Genomic DNA, 1,691 nt, shown 5'->3' with positions numbered 1-1,691 from the left:
CACGCTGCAACTATCACAACTGGTGTTACTGCTGCGGTAGCTTCTGCAAGTTCATTCGCTGTTACTGTTCCAGAGTCTATCGAAGCGGCTGTTACTTCTGGCCAGTCAAACTACAGCCTTGTTGTTGGCTTAATTACAATGGCTGCGGTTGGCTTTGGTCTGCGCATGATTGTAGGTGCAATGAAATAACATGTTAGAACTCGTTTCGGACGTCATCACTGTTCTTATTGCTTTGTCTACTGGTGGGGCGTTCGTTTACGGGGTCTACACTGGTATCAACGCCTCCTGATTGGGGGCGTTTTTTCTTAATTCTGGGGGGTTACATGCGTAGCGCAATCAATACCGCTCTTTTCATTCTCTTCTTACTGCTCGCGTTCCTGACCTCCGTTGCGTCTCATGCTGACGAACCACTTTGCCCGGTGGGTATTACTACAGGCTCTAAAACTTGGACGTGGTCGCAGTACGGAAATAATCCTTATATTTGCGTTCGTTCTTGTACTTATGCTGTTGTCGCTTCTGTTTGTACCGATACTCTTGATGCTTGTTCATCTGACTTTATTTCAACGGGTGTTGTGTGCAACAAACCCGACGGTATGATTTCTGGTGGTTCACTTCCCGAGCCTCCTACGCCTGAGCCTCCAAATGTAGTTGCACCGATTATCAACGCTATGCCTGACAACATCCTATCTGGTTTTGACTATGGCAAATCATTTAAGTCTATCGCTGGCGTTACTGGTCTTGGTGTCCTTAAACTTCATGAAATGCGAGAATCTCAATTAGAATCAACTCGTGATATTTCTGCTATTAAGGGGGCGACTCAGTCAACCAATACTTATTTAAATTCACTAAAAACAACTCTTGGGTATATACAAAATAACTCTGAATTAAGCGCCCAATACAATCAAGTTACGGCTAACTGGCTAGGTCAAATATATAATAGTGGCTCTACAGGTGGCGGTGGTTCTGTTGATGTTACAGCCATAAAAAATTCCATTGATAATTCATTGGTTCCAAACTCTTATATATTAAATAACAATATTCAAACAATGACGGGTCGATTGGATAATATAAAAAACTCGTTAGATAATAACCACAATTCACAAACTAATTTCTTTGCTAGAAAAATGGACGAACTAATCTCGGCTGTTGGTAGTTCTGGCGGTGGTGATGGTGGCGGTGATAATTCTGGTGTAATCAATGCGCTTAACAATCAAACTACTGAGCTTAAAGGTGGTTTAAACTCGCTAGGTCAAGGTATTGACAGCCTTAACGATGCGCTCTCCACTGGCTCTTATGTTAGTCGTGAGTTCAAAGGAAAAGTCGATTTTGATACTGTTGGCCTTTATAAACCTGATTTGCTTGAGTCCGTTCTTGCTGATACTGAAGAGTTAAAACAGCAATATGAGCAACAAATTGATGAGTTTAAAAAGATATGTTGCTCCAAGTGCATTAACACAGCGAAGAAAAAATCTTGGTGAATCAGCGGCTAAAGCGCTCTTTGAATGTACGCAAAGTCATTGGTTCAAACAGGCTAACTTACCAAATTGGAACGGACTTACGTTACTGGGTGTTGATGGGGTTTTATGGCGAACAGAAGACTCAAAAGATAACGCTGAAGCGTTTGCTAAGCCCACTAATCGGGATGGTAAAGAAACACAGTATCCACAGGTGCGCATGGTCTGTCAGATGGA

At 42.4% G+C, this 1,691-nt stretch carries 2 protein-coding genes and 1 pseudogene; all 3 read left to right on the top strand.

Annotation, left to right across the window (positions count from 1 at the left end; all coding sequences use genetic code 11):
* A partial coding sequence (locus AACV32_RS09520) for a hypothetical protein (RefSeq protein ID WP_170895765.1) occupies nt 1-189 on the top strand: 189 nt, incomplete at its 5' end.
* Nucleotides 190-323: 134 nt separating this feature from the next.
* Nucleotides 324-1,478, top strand: a complete 1,155-nt coding sequence (locus AACV32_RS09515; RefSeq protein WP_170895766.1) for a hypothetical protein — start codon at nt 324-326, stop codon at nt 1,476-1,478.
* A pseudogene (locus AACV32_RS09510) lies at nt 1,426-1,691 on the top strand (IS4 family transposase); the annotation flags it as partial. The gene AACV32_RS09515 and the pseudogene AACV32_RS09510, both read left to right, overlap by 53 nt.

The sequence above is a fragment of the Vibrio sp. B7 genome (assembly GCF_963888765.1).
Lineage (GTDB): Bacteria > Pseudomonadota > Gammaproteobacteria > Enterobacterales > Vibrionaceae > Vibrio > Vibrio anguillarum.
This window is presented reverse-complemented; position numbering and strand designations above follow the sequence as displayed.

Coding starts and splice junctions, on each gene's coding strand:
- AACV32_RS09515 (WP_170895766.1), top strand. CDS start 324: ATGCGTAGCGCAATCAATACCGCTCTTTTCATTCTCTTCTTACTGCTC.